17 protein-coding genes are annotated in these 16734 nt (G+C 57.4%); 10 read left to right on the top strand and 7 right to left on the bottom strand.

Annotation, left to right across the window (positions count from 1 at the left end):
* Positions 1-177 precede the first annotated feature (177 nt).
* The 5 genes from ACR0IK_RS02765 to ACR0IK_RS02785 form a co-directional block, all read right to left on the bottom strand.
* Positions 178-555, bottom strand: a complete 378-nt coding sequence (locus ACR0IK_RS02765) for a hypothetical protein (protein ID WP_480588863.1) — start codon at positions 553-555, stop codon at positions 178-180.
* Between the two features lie 300 nt (positions 556-855).
* A complete protein-coding gene (locus ACR0IK_RS02770; RefSeq protein WP_480640375.1) occupies positions 856-1290 on the bottom strand; it encodes a hypothetical protein in 435 nt (144 codons plus the stop codon).
* Position 1291: 1 nt separating this feature from the next.
* Positions 1292-2122, bottom strand: coding sequence for an ABC transporter ATP-binding protein (locus tag ACR0IK_RS02775; RefSeq protein ID WP_480589495.1), 831 nt, complete (start codon positions 2120-2122; stop codon positions 1292-1294).
* A gap of 8 nt (positions 2123-2130) precedes the next feature.
* Complete coding sequence (locus ACR0IK_RS02780; RefSeq protein ID WP_480588857.1) at positions 2131-2919, bottom strand: ABC transporter ATP-binding protein; 789 nt, start codon at positions 2917-2919, stop codon at positions 2131-2133.
* A 107-nt stretch (positions 2920-3026) separates the two neighbouring features.
* Entirely contained in the window at positions 3027-4208 is a 1182-nt protein-coding gene (locus tag ACR0IK_RS02785; RefSeq protein ID WP_480640376.1) for an ABC transporter substrate-binding protein, read from the bottom strand.
* A 159-nt stretch (positions 4209-4367) separates the two neighbouring features.
* Between ACR0IK_RS02785 and ACR0IK_RS02790 the strand changes: the two genes are divergently transcribed.
* Together ACR0IK_RS02790 and ACR0IK_RS02795 are read left to right on the top strand one after the other, a co-directional pair.
* Positions 4368-5456 carry a PQQ-dependent sugar dehydrogenase gene (locus ACR0IK_RS02790; RefSeq protein ID WP_480640377.1) on the top strand — a complete coding sequence of 363 codons (1089 nt, stop codon included), beginning with the start codon at positions 4368-4370 and terminating at the stop codon, positions 5454-5456.
* Between the two features lie 39 nt (positions 5457-5495).
* Positions 5496-5906: a hypothetical protein gene (locus ACR0IK_RS02795; protein ID WP_480640378.1), complete on the top strand. Its 411-nt coding sequence runs from the start codon at positions 5496-5498 to the stop codon at positions 5904-5906.
* A gap of 4 nt (positions 5907-5910) precedes the next feature.
* Here the strand turns inward: ACR0IK_RS02795 and ACR0IK_RS02800 are convergent, their stop codons facing one another.
* Complete coding sequence (locus ACR0IK_RS02800) at positions 5911-6915, bottom strand: GlxA family transcriptional regulator (protein ID WP_480640379.1); 1005 nt, start codon at positions 6913-6915, stop codon at positions 5911-5913.
* A gap of 169 nt (positions 6916-7084) precedes the next feature.
* Here ACR0IK_RS02800 and ACR0IK_RS02805 point away from each other — a divergent pair, with 169 nt between their 5' ends.
* Positions 7085-8455: a class II 3-deoxy-7-phosphoheptulonate synthase gene (locus ACR0IK_RS02805; RefSeq protein WP_480591072.1), complete on the top strand. Its 1371-nt coding sequence runs from the start codon at positions 7085-7087 to the stop codon at positions 8453-8455.
* 58 nt (positions 8456-8513) lie between these two features.
* On the opposite strand, the gene ACR0IK_RS02810 is transcribed toward ACR0IK_RS02805, so the two are convergent.
* On the bottom strand, positions 8514-9188 hold the full coding sequence (locus ACR0IK_RS02810) for a PAS domain-containing protein (protein ID WP_480640380.1): 675 nt from the start codon (positions 9186-9188) through the stop codon (positions 8514-8516).
* A 244-nt stretch (positions 9189-9432) separates the two neighbouring features.
* Between ACR0IK_RS02810 and ACR0IK_RS02815 the strand changes: the two genes are divergently transcribed.
* From ACR0IK_RS02815 to pstA, 7 genes are all read left to right on the top strand, one after another.
* Positions 9433-10323 (top strand): YicC/YloC family endoribonuclease, encoded by an 891-nt coding sequence (locus tag ACR0IK_RS02815; protein WP_480640381.1) that lies wholly within the window; start codon positions 9433-9435, stop codon positions 10321-10323.
* A 17-nt stretch (positions 10324-10340) separates the two neighbouring features.
* Entirely contained in the window at positions 10341-10982 is a 642-nt protein-coding gene (gene gmk / locus ACR0IK_RS02820; protein WP_480591067.1) for a guanylate kinase, read from the top strand.
* Positions 10979-11503, top strand: a complete 525-nt coding sequence (locus tag ACR0IK_RS02825; protein ID WP_480640382.1) for a gamma carbonic anhydrase family protein — start codon at positions 10979-10981, stop codon at positions 11501-11503. Before gmk ends, ACR0IK_RS02825 begins: the two co-directional genes overlap by 4 nt.
* A 22-nt stretch (positions 11504-11525) precedes the next feature.
* Positions 11526-12572 carry a sensor histidine kinase gene (locus ACR0IK_RS02830; protein ID WP_480640383.1) on the top strand — a complete coding sequence of 349 codons (1047 nt, stop codon included), beginning with the start codon at positions 11526-11528 and terminating at the stop codon, positions 12570-12572.
* Positions 12573-12775: 203 nt separating this feature from the next.
* Complete coding sequence (locus tag ACR0IK_RS02835; RefSeq protein ID WP_480591060.1) at positions 12776-13816, top strand: substrate-binding domain-containing protein; 1041 nt, start codon at positions 12776-12778, stop codon at positions 13814-13816.
* A gap of 83 nt (positions 13817-13899) precedes the next feature.
* A complete protein-coding gene (gene pstC / locus ACR0IK_RS02840) occupies positions 13900-15372 on the top strand; it encodes a phosphate ABC transporter permease subunit PstC (protein ID WP_480591058.1) in 1473 nt (490 codons plus the stop codon).
* Positions 15369-16730: a phosphate ABC transporter permease PstA gene (gene pstA, locus ACR0IK_RS02845; RefSeq protein ID WP_480591057.1), complete on the top strand. Its 1362-nt coding sequence runs from the start codon at positions 15369-15371 to the stop codon at positions 16728-16730. The genes pstC and pstA overlap by 4 nt, the downstream gene beginning before the upstream one ends.
* The last annotated feature ends 4 nt before the right edge of the window (positions 16731-16734 follow it).

Genomic DNA, 16734 nt, shown 5'->3' on the forward strand with positions numbered 1-16734 from the left:
TGGCATATCAGTGAGGAAAGACACAATAATTCAGCTGTGTTGAGATGCCGAAATCCAGAGATAATACGGAAAAAGTGTAACCTTTTGCGCCTCGGAACGGGATGCGCCGGATCACTGGAAATCTACCCGGCGCAAAGAAAGTTGAAACCTGCAATTTGAAAGCCAGTGAACGCGATCTCAGGTTGCGATCTTGCAGGTCCCGCGGTCGTTTCGTTGCTGGCCACCAGACGCACGGACCTCAAGTTGGCCGGTGTCAGATTTCACGGTGTATCCGACGCTTCCACCGGCCAGAACCTGAAGAAATTCCAGCGCTCCAAGACTTGGGTACACGAGAACTTCGTGCTCTTGACCTTCAGCGACTAGGAGCCCTTTGGATTGGCCTTCAAATTTCTTCAACGTCACATGACCGGCGGAACCCAGTGGTGCGCAACCGCTGGACTTGCAGCTTTCGGTGATCTGGCACTCGTATACAACTTCACCTTCGACCGGGTTTTGCGATACGGCCTGCGCGGTCGCAGGCAGGACAATAGCGGCGAGCGCTGCCAGATATTTCATAATGTGTCTCCTGAATGGGATGTCTGCCCGAATGGGTTAAGAATCAACTGGTTGATTCCCGTTGTTCGCACGCTGTGAGTACGTGCGGATCGTGGCGAAAATTTAGCCGTCGAGAGAGGTTTCAGGAGGTCGAATAAGGGCTTTTAGGGCATTGTAATTGAACAATTTAAGTTATTCAGATTTTGACGCTCACCAAACGCAATCACAGTTTGGCCTCAATCCTGAAGAACGGTCGACGTTAGATGATTGCGGGAACAAGCACGAAGTTGGAGAGCGTTACAAGGGCGTTGGGGAAGTCCATTAAAACTCCTGCTCACAATCGCCTTCAAATACGCGACGTGCGTTGAAGGTATCTGAATATTCGACATATCGCCGCGGAACGACAGCGAGCGTAGCCGTCAGCTTTGATGGTGGTGTTCGTGCCAAGAATATGATCGAGCGGCTAATTTCATTTTCTTGAGATGCAATCATCAACGAGTTTTCAGATGTGACCACGTACTCTGTCCCGTTCGAAAGGCGTACCTCGGAAGTGGCTTCACCAGCCGTGGCGGTGCCATCAATGATGAATCCCCCGAAATTACTTCGAATCTGGTTGGGTGGATTGCCGATAAACTCGATGTTCAGCGTTGAGTCCACGCATTCCCCTTTGGTTTCACAGACTTCACTTAGAAAACATGTTTCGGCTTCAGCAGCACTGCAAATTAAGGCCAAGATCAATATTTTAGGTATCCTCACGCTACCCCCCTAAGAAGCTCTTGCGCACTTCAGGGTCTGCCAGCAGCTCCTTACCCGTGCCGGAATACGCATTCCGCCCCTGAACCAGCACATAACCCTTGTCCGCGATCTCAAGCGCCTGACGGGCGTTCTGTTCGACCATCAGGATCGGCAACCCGGTGCGAGAGACTTCGATGATCCGGTCGAACAGTTCGTCCATCACGATCGGCGAAACACCGGCGGTCGGTTCATCCAGCATCAATACCTTCGGCTGGGTCATCAGGGCGCGGCCGACGGCGACCTGTTGGCGTTGACCGCCAGACAGCTCTCCGGCTGGTTGGTTACGCTTGTCCCGCAGGATGGGGAAGAGGTCATAGACTTGCTCCATCGTTCCGGAAAAATCATCGCGGCGGATGAAGGCCCCCATTTCGAGGTTTTCCTCGACCGTCATGGACGTAAAGATGTTTGAGGTCTGCGGCACGAAACCCATGCCCTTGATCACACGATCCTGCGGCGAGAGTTTGGTGATATCCTCTCCATCCAGCCGCACGGAACCGGCGCGGACGTCCAGCATTCCGAACACGGCCTTCATTGCGGTGGATTTACCGGCGCCGTTGGGGCCGACGATGACCGCGATCTCGCCCTTGTCCACGGCGATGGTGCAGTCGTGCAGGATGTCAGGCCCTTTGCCATAGCCGCCGGTCATAGTGTCGCCGATCAGAAAAGGGCCGCCTTCGACCTTGTGTGTTGCACCACTTGTTCGATGGGCAGGCGTCATGGTGCCGACACCACGGGTATTGGTGATCGAGGCGTCTTTGTTGCCTTTGTCATCCTGATAGGGATTGTCGCTCATGCCAGCGGTCATGTTTGGGCCTCCAGCTTGTCTTTGTTCTTTAGCCCGGTGCCCAGATAGGCCTCGATCACGTGCTCATTGGCCTTGATCTCGTCCAAAGTTCCCTCGGCCAGAACCTTGCCCTCGGCCATGCAGATGACCGGGTCACAGATCTTGCCGATGAAATCCATGTCATGTTCGATGACCACGAAGGTATAGCCGCGTTCCTTGTTCAGGCGTAGGATCGTGTCGGCAATGGTCATCAGCAGGGTACGATTCACGCCCGCGCCGACCTCGTCCAGAAACACGATCTTGGCGTCGACCATCATGGTGCGGCCCAGTTCCAGCAGCTTCTTCTGCCCGCCCGACACCTGACCCGCCTTGTGGTCGGCCAGGTGTTCGATGGTCAGGAACTCAAGAACCTCGTCAGCCTTGGCGCGCAGGGCGCGTTCCTCGTCGGCGATGCGCTTGCGGCCAAACCATGTGTTCCAAAGCGATTCACCCGATTGTGCACCCGGCACCATCATCAGGTTCTCGCGGCAGGTCATCGAGGAAAACTCGTGTGCGATCTGGAACGTGCGCAGCAGGCCCTTGTGAAACAGCTCATGCGGGGGCAGGCCGGTGATGTCCTCTCCGTCCATGATGACTTTCCCGCTGGTCGGAGGCAGAACGCCCGCAATCACGTTGAACAGGGTAGTCTTTCCTGCTCCGTTCGGTCCGATCAGGCCAGTAATCGAGCCCTTTTCGATCTCAAGCGATGCTCCGTCTACGGCGTGGAAACCGCTAAAATGCTTGTGCACGTCCTCAACGACGATCATGGTTTTCCCTTGTCTTATCCCCGAAAACAGAGGTGCAGACTTTTGTCACTGAAAAAGCCCGGACACAAGGCCCGGGCTGTTCTGATTATTTCTTGTCAGATGGTGGATTAACGGTAGTTGACCGTCTTCATCTCACCGTCGATAACTTCGATCTCACGATACGCACCGGCGCTTTCACCGGGGCCGATCAGTTCAACGCCTGATGCACCGACATAGTCGATCTCCTGACCGGCAGCGAGCAGTTCCAGACCTTTGGCCAGTTCGCCCGGATAGATTTTCTCACCCGGTTCGTTGGCGACATCCATGATCTTGCTGCCGTAATCCGCGGGATTGCTGGAACCTGCAGCCTGCATGGCCAGCAGGAACAGGGCAGCGGCGTCATAGGATTCAGGAACAAAGATTGACGAACCGTCAAAACCTTCGCCTTCGGCCATCGCAAAGAACGAATCCGCGGCCTCGCTTTTCGAACCCGGCGCCTGGCCGTACGACCCATTCAGATCCGGACCAACGTTTTCGGGCAGCGAGTCACCGATCATCCCGCCCGGCAGGCCGAACGTGTCAAACGCGCCGCTGTCCAGCGACGACTGAATGATGCCCAGACCGCCCTGGTCCAGGTAACCAGCCACAACCAGAATGTCACCGCCTGCCGACGCCAGCGCGCCAACTTCGGCCGAGTAGTCGGCCTTGCCGTCTTCGTGCGCGGCAACGATGGTCACTTCACCGCCCAGCGCTTCGAACGAGGATTTGATCGCCTCGGACAGACCCTTGCCATAGTCGTTGTTGGTGTAGGTCAGAGCGATCGAGTTTACACCACGCTCTTTCAGGATGTCTGCCATGATTTCACCTTCGCGCGCGTCCGACGGCGAGGTACGGAAGAACAGATCATTGTCCTCCATCACCGACAGGCCGGGCGAGGTAGCCGACGGCGAGATCATCACCATGCCGTTCGGCAAAGCGACGTTTTGCAGGATCGCGCCGGTCACGCCCGAGCAGTCACCGCCGACCAGACCATTGATGCCTTCGGCAACCAGACGTTCGGCGTTGGCAGTGGCCAGTGCGTTGTCGGCGCAGCCTGTGTCGGCGCGCACCGGGGTTACGGTCGATCCGTCCAGCAGTTTGCCCGATTCCGAAACTTCTTTCATTGCCAACTCGGCGCCTGACGCCATTGCAGGCGACAGCGATTCAATCGGGCCGGTGAAACCGAACATAATGCCCAGTTTGACGTCTTCGGCCATGGCGGTGCCGGCCAGCAGAGCGGTTGCTGCAGTTGCAGTAAGCAGCTTTTTCATGAGGTTACTCCCTGAAGTGGTCTTCATTCTGAGCACGACCCTAGGCAAGCTGTTCGGAAAAGAAAAGTCCTAACGAAAAAGTGTCTTTGCGGCTGGGAACCCTATTTGATCTGATGGGTGAAAGGGCGCTGCTGGCGCAGGAAACGACGGAGGACCAGGATGATCCGGACAACCGCAATCTTGATGCTGGCGTGGACCAGCTTCGCATGGGCCGACAGGCTGCAAACTTCACAAGGCGCTGTCGAAGTTACTGAAATGGTGGGCGGTTTGGACACGCCATGGGCAGTTGGGCTTTTGCCGGATGGCGGGTTTCTGGTGACCGAACGGGACGGAGAACTGTTACACGTCAAGGACGGCAATATTCAGCGCGTTTCCGGTGTGCCCAAAGTACTGGCCAAAGGGCAGGGTGGGTTACTGGACGTGACCGTCGCCCGTGATTTCAATCAAACCCGAGAGATTTTCCTGACGTTTTCGAAGCCACAACGGGGCGGCGCTGGAACCGCTCTTGCGGTGGCCCGTTTGTCAGATGCAGGCGACCAACTGACCAACCTGCGCGTGATCTTCGAGGCTGTACCGGGAGGATCGTCCGGTCGGCACTATGGCTCGCGCGTAGTCGAGGCCGAGGACGGAACCCTGTTTGTCACGATCGGTGACCGGGGTGAGCGGCCCAAGGCGCAGGATAGGTCCAACTTCAATGGTACCGTCATCCGCGTGAACCGCGACGGATCGGTGCCTGCAGACAACCCCTTTGTTCAGGAAGATGGTGCGCGGCCTGAGGTCTGGTCCTTTGGCCACCGCAATCCGCAGGGGGCCGGTCTTGACTCACGTGGGCAGCTATGGGTTTCCGAACATGGGGCAAGGGGCGGGGATGAGGTCAATCTGGTCCGGCCCGGCCTCAATTATGGCTGGCCGGTGATCTCGTACGGTGTGCACTATTCCGGTGAAAAAATCGGAGAGGGCACTGAGAAACCGGGCATGGAGCAGCCCGCGCATTATTGGGACCCTTCCATCGCGCCCTCGGGGCTGCTGGTTTATTCGGGCAAACTCTGGCCGGAGTGGAAGGGAGACATCTTTGTCGGTTCGCTGAAATTCGACTATATCGCGCGGCTGGCGGGTTCACCGCTGCGCGAGGTCGAGCAGATCAAGGGCTCGGAGACCGAACGTGTACGGGATATCGTAGAAGCTTCGGATGGGGCGATCTGGTTTGTTTCTGTCGGGCAGGGGGCGGTTTACAGGATGACACCTTAGTTCTAAGGAGCGTAGAAGGCATCAATTCTAAGGTGTAAAATGTTCCGAATTTTCCTTTCAGCGTTTCTGAGCGTATGCGCGGCTCCGGTGATTGCGGGCGACCTGTTCGCTTCTTACGAAGATTATGCGTCGTTTGTTGACGCAAAGATGAAAAACCGAGATTTTTCCGAATTTGTTAACCGGTTAGGCAGCGAGGCCCAGATCGTACCCCAAGAGGTAAGAACTGTTAACAATCAACTCCGTGAAGTGATTCCGTATTATTTGACAAATGCTGATGTCGTTAAGCGCGTAGAACTTGAAAACGGATATTGGCAAGAAATGCGCGCTTACTGGAATGGCAAAGGCAGCAACATATACGTTTACGCTTTTTTACACGAGAGAGAAGACGGCCTGGCTGTTCTTCATTTTGCAATTAACACTAATTCCGAAGTCATATTCGGCATGTTCTAAAAATCTAAACAGACAAGCGATCACCCTGCGCGCCACGCTCGCGATAGGGCGTCGTGTTGTAATGCGCCCGGTAGCATTTCGAGAAATGCGACGGGCTGGCGAATCCGCAGGCCAGCGCCACGTTGATCACACTCATGTCGGTCTGCATCAGCAGGTTGCGGGCCTTGTGCAGGCGCAATTCCATGTAATAGCGCTTGGGCGAGCGGCTTAGGTAGCGACGGAACAGGCGCTCAAGTTGCCGGGTCGACATGCCGACATCCTTCGCCAGAATCGAAGGCGAAATCGGCTCTTCGATGTTTTTTTCCATCATCAGGATGACTTGGCTCAGCTTTGGGTGACGCACCCCAATGCGCGTCGGAGTCGACAGGCGCTGCGTGTCCTGATCGGTGCGGATCGAGGAGTAAATCATCTGATCCGCCACGGCATTGGCAAGATCTTCGCTATAATCGTCGGCGATTATCTTCAACATCAGGTCAATGGACGAGGTGCCACCCGCTGTGGTCATCCGGTTCGCATCGAGGATAAAGACAGACTTGGTCAGTTCGACCTCGTCAAACTCCTCAACGAAACTGTCGGCGTTTTCCCAGTGGATCGTGGCGCGCTTGCCGTCCAGAAGCCCGGCCTTGGCCAGCGTGTAAGCTGCAGTGCACAGGCCACCTATGCGCAGGCCCCGGCGTGCCTCGCGTCGCACCCAGTTCAACACCCTTTTGGTGGTCGCCGCCTGAACGTCAACGCCGCCGCAGATCAACACGACATCATCGCGCTGTAGTTCGATCAGGTCCGCGTCTAACTCGAATGTCGTACCAGCCGAACAATTGATCGTTTCGCCACCTTCGCCCATCAGGGTCCATGTATACAGCGTCTTGTCCGCCATACGGTTGGCAATCCGCAAGCTGTCCAACGCCGAAGCGAATGACAGCAGCGAGAATTTGTCCAGCAGGACAAATACGAAATTGCGGGGGTTAGCCGCAGTGTCTTCCACCGTGACAACTTGGCGTTGCTCTTGCATGGCGAGGTGTCCTTGATTCGGCGCTTTATGACGTTACGTCCGGCGACAGATTTGGCAGCCACCATGATCAAAGCTTGTTTCCCGCGTCAAGAGGCCCAAATCGGATATGGTCAGTCTTCAATGCATTTTGTATAGAGACGACCTGACTACTTCAGCGGAGATCAAAGCTATGACCGAATGGCAAAAAACGAACTGGCGCAATAAGCCCCGGGTTCAGATGCCAGACTATACCGACGAGGCCGCTTTGGCCAAGGTCGAGGCCCAGCTTTCACAGTATCCCCCGCTGGTCTTTGCTGGCGAAGCACGGCGTCTCAAGCAACATCTGGGTGCCGCCGGTCGCGGCGAGGCTTTCCTGTTGCAGGGCGGGGATTGTGCTGAAAGCTTTGAACAGTTCAGTGCGGACGCTATCCGTGACACCTTCAAGGTGATGCTGCAGATGGCAATGGTGTTGACCTACGGCGCCAAAGTGCCGGTTGTAAAAGTTGGTCGTATGGCGGGGCAGTTTGCAAAGCCGCGCAGTGCGCCGACTGAGGTTGTTGGAGGTGTGGAACTGCCCAGCTATCGCGGTGACATCATCAACGAACTGGCCTTTACGCCCGAGGCGCGCATTCCGAATCCCGGCAAAATGCTTCAGGCCTACACACAGGCCGCCGCAACGCTGAATCTGCTGCGCGCGTTCTCGACCGGTGGTTTCGCGGATATGAGCATGGTGCATTCTTGGACGTTGGGTTTCACCGACGAACAGGATGTCAGCAAATACTCGGAAATCGCTGACCGTATTCAGGACACGATCGATTTCATGAACGCTGCCGGGATCACGGCGGACACCACGCATGAATTTTCGACCGTTGAGTTCTATACCAGCCACGAAAGCCTGCTGTTGGAATATGAAGAGGCGTTGACCCGTCTTGATTCGACGTCGGGCAACTGGCTGGCTGGTTCTGGTCACATGATCTGGATCGGCGACCGCACACGTCAGCCGGACGGTGCACATGTTGAGTTCTGCCGCGGCGTGCTGAACCCGATTGGTTTGAAATGTGGTCCGACGACCACAGCCGAAGACCTCAAGGTTCTGATGTCCAAACTGAACCCTGAGAACGAAGAAGGTCGCCTGACCCTGATTGCGCGCTTTGGTGCGGGCAAAGCGGGTGAGCACCTGCCGCGTCTGATTCAGGCCGTCAAGGAAGAAGGCGCCAAGGTGACCTGGGTCTGTGACCCGATGCATGGCAACACGATCAAGTCGGCGACCGGCTATAAAACCCGTCCGTTCGATTCCGTGCTGCGCGAGGTGCGCGACTTCTTTGGCGTGCACCAGGCCGAGGGCACCATCCCCGGCGGCGTGCATTTCGAGATGACCGGTCTGGACGTCACCGAATGCACCGGCGGCGTGCGGGCTGTGACCGAAGAGGACCTCTCGGACCGTTACCACACCGCTTGCGATCCGCGTCTGAACGCGTCGCAATCGCTAGAACTGGCCTTCCTTGTCGCCGAGGAGCTGACCAATCTGCGCCGCAATGGCAACAAACGCGCGGCCAGCTAAGGTTCGGGCCTTATGAAACAAGAAAGGCGGGCCATTCGGTCCGCCTTTTTCGTTGGGATCAGTCGTCGCGGGACGAGACCAGTCGCAGATGTGACCCGGGGCGTTTGAACGCATCCTGATTTTCGGCGAATCCGGCAAGTTCGCGTTCCACCTGTCGCAGCGGCGCCTGCACGTCGGATACCGCCCGAACGCGGGTGTCCGGAGTGGTGAACCGGCGCGGCGTTGCGCCGATTGTGCCGTCGCTGACCAACACACCCAGCACGCGGCTGACATCACCGAGATCGCTTTTCAGCGGCAACAGGATCATTCGGGCCTGCAATTGAGTCCGCCCCAGCCTGCCAGCGGACACAAGACCAAGCTCGGCAATCGCGGGCCGGGCGAAGACCTGTTCCAGAACGTCAGAGATCTGGTCGCGGGCGTTGGGTTCGAAAAACGCAGTTAGGGGCATGCCGCGGACTTCCATGCCCGCCAGTTTGTTCAGATGGCTACCGGCCAGACGAAACCGGGCAAGCCCAGGCGCGATGCGTTCAAGAATGAACGTGTATTCCAGAACGTTCTCAAGACCACGCGGATCGATCTGCGAACGCCGGGGCACGCCGTCACCTGTCAGCAACGCGGTCCAATACGCTTCGACCTGTCGGATGGGCGAGAGGCTGCGCCCGCTGTCAAAACGATCCATTGCGACGATCTTTCCAAAACTTGACCCGGAGCCGTTTCCGAAAAAGGTTTTCATTTTCATCACCCTAGCGTCGATTGACCGTCATTTTCCTAAAATGCCAGATACCGGGACTATTTTTGCCCGACCAGCCTCCAGCTCAGGTCAGATTGACACGGGTTAAGTCAATTTTGGAGGAATTCTTTAACGAATGGTTAACTTCTGGAGAACGGCTTACAGTGAGCAAACTCTTGCTCTGTGCCTGCCGATGGCTTTAGGTGCGGCAAGCAAGCAAAAAAGAGCAGCGACGGAAAGGGCAGGCATGATCAGATCAATGACCGGTTTCGCCTCGGGCAAGGGGGCTTTTGGCCCCCATAGCTGGACGTGGGAACTGCGCAGTGTGAACGGCAAGGGGCTGGATATGCGCCTGCGCGTACCCGATTGGCTGATCGGGCTCGAATCCGCCCTGCGCGCGCAAATCTCGCAAGCGTTGAGCCGGGGCAACGTCACCCTGTCGCTGAAGCTGAGCCGCGAAGAAACTGCGCCCGATCTTGCCCTGAACGAAACGGCCATGGTCGCCGTGTTGACCGCACTGGCCCGCACGCAGGAGATGGCAGCCGCCAGCGGTGTCACGCTGGCGCCGTCGACGGCAGCTGACCTGATCGGCATCAAGGGCATGTTGGAGGCAGGCAGTGAGATCGATGACCCCGCGCCGCTGGTCGAGCACCTGACCAAGGAATTTTCCGCGCTTTTGGCTGCCTTTGTCGACATGCGCCAGACGGAGGGCAAGGCGCTGGCCGACATAGTTGACGGGCAGTTGTCGCAGGTTTCTCACCTGACCGAGCAGGCGGCGGAACTCGCCGAGCAGCGCAAGGACAAAACAGCCGAGGCGCTGCGGGAAAACCTGGCGCGCGTGTTGGCTAATGCGCAGGGCGCCGACCCGGACCGGGTGGCGCAGGAATTGGCGCTGCTTGCAGTGAAATCGGATATCACCGAGGAGATCGACCGCCTGAAAGCGCACGTCGTGGCCGCGCGGAACTTGTTATCACAGGACGCAGCCGTCGGGCGCAAGCTGGATTTCCTGATGCAGGAGTTCAACCGCGAGGCCAACACTTTGTGTTCGAAAGCGCAAAGCGCCGATCTGACCTCGGTAGGGCTTGAGTTGAAGGCGATAATAGACCAGATGCGCGAACAAGTGCAGAATGTTGAATGACTATGGGAACGACTGAAATGGCAGATCGCCGCGGCCTACTTATCATCCTGTCTTCGCCTTCGGGCGCAGGAAAATCCACGCTGGCTCGTCGGTTGATGGCTTGGGACGAAGGTCTGGAGTTTTCGGTCTCGGCCACAACGCGTGCGCCTCGTCCAGGCGAGGAGCACGGGCGCGAGTACTACTTCCTGTCCGAGGATGAGTTCAAACAGCAGGTTGCCGATGGGCAGATGCTGGAACACGCGCACGTTTTCGGTAACTTCTATGGTTCTCCTGCCGGTCCAGTTCGGGAATCGATCAATTCCGGCCGGGATGTACTGTTTGACGTCGACTGGCAGGGCGAGGTGCAAATTCGAAACTCGGATCTGGGTAAGCACGCGCTGTCGATCTTTATCCTGCCGCCCTCGATCCCCGAGTTGCGCCGCCGGCTGGAAACGCGCGGGCAGGACAGCGAGGACGTAATCGCCAAGCGGATGCTGAAGAGCTGGGACGAGATCAGCCACTGGGGCTATTACGACTATGTTCTGGTTAATGACGATCTGGATGCGACCGAAGAAAAGCTGAAAACCATCGTCAGCGCCGAACGGATGCGCCGCATTCAGCAACCGAAACTGCAAAACCACGTGCGCACCCTGCAAAATGAATTCGAGGGGTTGTCATGACCATCTACGCTTTGGGTGAACACACACCGCAAATCCACGAGGACACCTGGGTTGCACCCGACGCCAACCTGATCGGCAAGGTCGTGCTGGAGCAGGGCGCCTCGGTCTGGTTCGGCTGCACCATCCGCGCCGATCACGAAGAGATTCGCGTCGGCGCAGGCAGCAATGTGCAGGAAGACTGCATCATGCATATCGACGCCGGGTTTCCGCTGACCATCGGCAAGAACTGCACTATTGGGCACAAGGTGATGTTGCATGGCTGTACGATCGGGGAAAACACTCTGATCGGGATGGGGGCCATTGTTCTGAACGGGGCCAGGATTGGAAAGAACTGCCTGATCGGGGCAGGGGCCTTAATCACCGAGGGCAAGGAAATCCCCGACAATTCGCTTGTCATGGGTACGCCCGGCAAGGTCGTGCGACAACTGGATGAGGCAGCGGCGCAGAAAATCACCCTCAGTGCACTGCATTATCAGCAGAACATGCGCCGGTTCCGTGATGAGATGAAGCCCGTGTCCTGAAACGCCCGGAAAGATCGAGGATATGTCTCACGACCTGCTCGCCGAATTTGTCGCAGCCATTCCGATGCCTGCCTTGATGGTCGACCAGACCGAGCGAATTATTGCCGCGAATGCCGATGCTAAGACCCTGCTAACACAGAATATCGTCGGTCGGCATTTCGCGACGATCCTGCGGCAACCTCAGGTTATTGAGGCGATAGAGCAGGGCCTTCGCACTAAAGGTCCCACCAAGACGCGCCACTTGTCCAATGATGGCGCGCAGGACACCACCTTCGAGGTCGAATGCCGCTATATGACCGGTGTTGGCGCGGTGTCCGGCGGGGCTTTGCTGGCAATTTTTCAGGATGTCACGCATGTCGATCAGGCCAGCCAGATGCGCCGGGATTTTGTCGCCAATGTCAGCCATGAGTTGCGCACACCTCTGACCGCTTTGATGGGATTCATCGAAACGCTGCGCGGTCCGGCTCATGACGATGCCGCAGCCCGCGATCGTTTCCTGCAGATCATGGCCGATGAGGCCAACCGGATGAACCGGCTGGTTGGGGATTTGCTGTCCCTGAATCGCGTCGAAAGCGAAGAGAGAGTACGACCGAAAGAGCAGCTTGAACTGACGGGCCTGTTGCAATCCACGCTGAACTCGCTGCGTCCACTGGCCGAGGATGCGGACGTGCAGTTGACGCTGATGGCGCCAGACGAACCCGTCTCGCTGATAGGGGACAACGACCAACTGCGTCAGGTGTTCACAAACCTGATCGAAAACGGCATCAAATACGGCGGCAGCGGCGGGAGTGTGGAAATACGCGTGCTTCCATCCGAGCGCGATTCCGCAATGCGGGGCCCCGCGGTCCGGGTTCAGGTGATCGACAAGGGGCCGGGCATTGATGCGGTTCATCTGCCGCGTCTTACTGAACGATTCTATCGCGCCGACAGTCACAGATCGCGGCAACTGGGAGGGACGGGGCTGGGCCTTGCCATCGTGAAACACATTATCAACCGCCATCGCGGGCGACTGCGGGTTGAAAGCGAACTGGGCAAAGGGGCGACGTTCACCGTAATTCTTCCACGGTGACCTCGAAGTTTCAAAGCCGTCAGAGCGGCTTCGTTTACCTATGTGAAAGCTGCATGTCTGCATTGCGTCGTTTCGGTAAGAAATTCTGCGGACTGTCATATAGCTGTTACAAACCTGTCACAAAAGGCTTACGCGCAGACCTTAGAGGTGCCTGCAAGATCATCATGGGGGTGATCACAAACTACTTTCTCAAGGAGACTGAGATGTCCTTTGTAAAACTGTCGGCTTCGGCTCTTGCTATCGCTGCTGTCTCGGCCACTGCGGCCGCTGCTCGTGATCAGGTTCAGGTTGCCGGTTCCTCGACCGTCCTACCCTACGCCTCGATCGTTGCAGAAGCCTTCGGTGAGAACTTTGACTTCCCGACGCCGGTTGTTGAATCGGGTGGTTCCTCGGCAGGCCTGAAGCGTTTCTGTGAAGGGGTTGGTGAAAACACCATCGACGTTGCCAACGCATCGCGCCAGATCCGTGAAAAAGAGATTAAAGCCTGTGCCGACAACGGCGTCACCGATATCATCGAAGTTCAGATCGGTTATGACGGCATCGTTTTTGCATCAGACATCAACGGCAACTCGTTCGAGTTCACGCCGGAAGACTGGTACAAAGCCCTGTCCGCGCAGATCGTTGTTGACGGCCAGCTGGTCGACAACCCGAACAAAACCTGGGCCGACGTGAACCCGAACTTCCCGGCGCAGCCGATCGCGGCGTTCATCCCGGGGACCAAGCACGGCACCCGCGAAGTGTTCGAAGACAAGGTGATACTGGCCGGCTGTGAGCATCTGGGTGACTTCGATGTCTACAAGGCTGCCAACGGCGACGACAAGAAAGCGGCTGAGAAAGCCTGTATCGCTCTGCGTACTGACGGCGTTTCGGTCGACATCGACGGCGATTACACAGAGACTCTGGCCCGCATCGACAGCAACAAGGACGGCATCGGCGTCTTCGGTCTGGCGTTCTACGAAAACAACACCGACAAGCTGCAGGTTGCGACCATGTCCGGCGTTGTACCCTCGACCGAGTCGATCGCGACCGGCGAATACCCGGTTTCGCGCCCGCTGTTCTTCTACGTCAAGAAAGCCCATATCGGCGTGATCCCCGGCCTGAAAGAATATGCTGAGTTCTTCGTCGCTGACGAGATCGCAGGTCCTGACGGCCCGCTGGCCGAATACGGTCTGGTCTCCGATCCGGAATTGGCAAAGGTTCAGGACGCTGTTGCCAACGAAGCCGTTCTGGGCGGCGGTTCCTAACCACCCTTGTGAACGGAACCGGGGCGTTTTATGCGCGCCCCGGTTCTTTTTGACTCCATCTCTGCCATCCCCACGGAGTTATCATGGCGTTATCCTGGCTTTTGCTTATCCTGCTTGCGCTGGCAGTGATCGGATATTTCACGGGTCGGTCCCGTGCCCTGGCAAGCGCGGGAGGTGATGCCCGCGAATTGCACTCTCTACCGTCCTACTATGGCTATAACGTCGCCATGACGGCCTTGGTTCCGGCGTTGGGCGTACTGATTGTCTGGCTTCTGGTGCAGCCGATGATCGTGAACAGTACCGTATCCGGTCTCATTCCCGATCAGGCGGTTCCCGAAGGATCGGATCGCGGCCTGATCATGAGCGAAGTGCGCCGCGTTTCTAATGGCTTGAACGGCGCCGTGGCCACCGGAGCATTGACCGAGACCCAGGCACAGGATGCGAACGCGGATATTGACGCGCTGACGTCGGCTCTGAAGGACGCGGGTCAGGTTCTGACGCAGGATATCACCCAACCCATTCTGGTTGCGGCTCAGAAATACCGCAGCATGACCGGGACCGGGTCGGTTGCGATGCAGGTAGTCGTATTGGCGTTGGCCCTGTTGGGCGCAGCTTTTGCCTATGTGCGGACGCACAAGGAGTTCCGCGCGCGAAACGTGGTCGAGCAGGGCGTTCTGGCGCTTTTGCTGCTGGCAGCGTCAATCGCCATCCTGACCACAGTCGGCATCGTGCTGTCGATGCTGTTCGAGACGATGAACTTCTTCCAGCTGCACTCGTGGAAGGACTTCTTCTTCGGCAGCACCTGGGCTCCGAACTTTCGCGGAGGCAGCGAGCTTTCAATCCTGCCTCTGCTGTGGGGGACACTGTATATTTCGCTGATCGCACTGCTTGTGGCCGTGCCGATTGGCCTGTTCGCTGCGATTTACCTGTCTGAGTATGCGACAGGCGCGACCCGATCCATTGCCAAGCCATTGCTGGAAATTCTAGCAGGTATTCCGACCATTGTTTATGGTCTGTTCGCGCTGCTGACCGTGGGTCCGGCACTGGTGTCGATGTTTGGTGAGGGCGGTATGCTGGGCGTTGGCTGGATGGCCAGTTCCAATGCGGTTCTGACGGCCGGTCTGGTTATGGGTATCATGCTGATCCCGTTTGTATCGTCGCTATCGGACGACATCATTAACGCTGTGCCGCAGTCGATGCGCGATGGCTCGCTTGGGCTGGGCGCAACCAAATCCGAAACGGTGCGACAGGTGGTTCTGCCTGCCGCGCTGCCGGGCATCGTGGGGGCGATCCTGCTGGCAGCAAGCCGCGCCATCGGTGAAACCATGATCGTGGTGATGGCCGCCGGTGCCATTGCCAAATTCTCGGGTAACCCGTTCGAGGCGATGACCACCATCACCACCCGGATCGTCAGTCAGCTGACCGGCGACACCGATTTCGCCAGCCCTGAAACGCTGGTGGCCTTTGCCCTGGGTCTGACCCTGTTCATCATTACGCTGGGGCTGAACATCTTTGCCCTCTACATCGTACGCAAATACCGGGAGCAGTACGAATGACCGATATTTCCCAAAACCCTGGCGCTGCTCCTGCTGCGAAGCCGAAGGGCGGGTCGCTGTTCGAAAAGGACTTGCGCACCAAACGCCGCAACGCAGCCGAAGGCAGGTTCAAACTGTACGGCATCGCCGCTATCGGTATCGGTCTGCTGATGCTGGTCGTTCTGGTGACCAACATCGTCACCGCCGGTACAGGTGCGTTCCAACAGAGCTTTCTTGAACTGAACGTCGAACTGAAAGAAGAAAAGCTGGACAAGAAGGGCAACCGTAATATCGAAGACATCAAGAAGGTCTCGACCTTCGGTTATGCGCCACTCATTGCCTCGGCTCTGGAAAGCGAAGTCCAGGAGTTGGGCATTCAGACCGACCTGAAACCCAAGGCAATGGGCAAGATCCTTTCCAAAGCCGCTCAGGCCGAGTTGCGGAACTATGTGATCGCCAACCCCGACGAGATCGGCAAAACGGTCAGCTTCCGCTTTTTGGTCAACAGCCGTGTAGATGGCTACATGAAGGGTCGCGTCACCCGCGAGTCGATTGCCAATGACAAGAGCATCTCAGTCGAGCAGCTGGATTTCGTGGATCAATTGCGAGACGCCGGTGTCCTGTACAAGGCCTTCAACCCGGACTTCATCTTTGGCGCGGATGCCTCTGACCAACGGCCCGAGGCAGCTGGGATCGGTGTCTCGATGCTGGGCTCGCTTTTCATGATGTTCGTAGTACTGGCGCTGGCTCTACCCATTGGCGTTGCGGCCTCGATCTATCTTGAGGAATTCGCGCCGCAAAACCGCCTTACAGATATTATCGAAGTCAACATCTCGAACCTGGCTGCTGTTCCGTCGATCGTGTTCGGTATCCTGGGTCTGGCCGTGTTCATCAACTATATGCACTTGCCGACCTCGGCGCCGCTGGTAGGTGGTCTGGTGCTCACACTGATGACCTTGCCGACGATCATCATTTCGACCCGAGCGTCGCTGAAGGCGGTACCGCCGTCGATCCGTGACGCGGCACTTGGGGTAGGGGCCTCGAAAATGCAGGCGGTGTTCCACCACGTTCTGCCACTGGCCGCGCCCGGTATCCTGACCGGCACTATCATCGGTCTGGCGCAGGCGCTGGGGGAAACAGCGCCGCTGCTATTGATCGGCATGGTAGGCTTTATTGCCTCGAACCCGCCGGATGGCGTTGTTGCGGGTTTCCTGTCTCCGAACTCGGCCATGCCGGCGCAGATTTACGAATGGTCCAAACGCGCCGATCCGGCCTTCTACGAACGCGCATGGGGGGGCATCATCATCCTGTTGATCTTCCTCGTGACAATGAACACCATCGCGGTCATCCTGCGCCGCCGCTTTGAACGCCGCTGGTAAAGGG

It is taken from the genome of Ruegeria sp. BF7, assembly GCF_056538605.1.